The organism is Thermalbibacter longus, from assembly GCF_023806485.1.
GTDB lineage: Bacteria > Chloroflexota > Chloroflexia > Thermomicrobiales > Thermomicrobiaceae > Thermalbibacter > Thermalbibacter longus.
Window position 1 is genome coordinate 1 of the sequence record NZ_JAMSLR010000071.1, and the last position, 235, is coordinate 235.

The following is a 235-nucleotide window of genomic DNA, read 5'->3' on the forward strand; positions in this document are numbered from 1 at the left end:
GGTGCAGGTCGATGCGGCGCTCGGCGCTTTTCTTCTGCAGCAAGCGCTCCCAGGCCATGCTGCGGTTGCGGTGCACGCGCGTGCCGCGCTTCAGGTCGCGCAGCGTGGCGATCGCGTCTTTGGGCTCGACGCGCCAGCGCACCCCGCCATCCGCCCCCGGCCCGAGCCGCTCGACGCGGTTGGTCTGCAGGCCGACCAGCTGCTGGCGCGCGTCGAAGTAACAAAGGCCGTCGCC

At 71.9% G+C, this 235-nt stretch carries 1 pseudogene; it reads right to left on the minus strand.

The features are described from left to right. Positions 1-235 (minus strand): annotated as a pseudogene (locus NET02_RS16490) (collagenase-like protease); the annotation flags it as partial.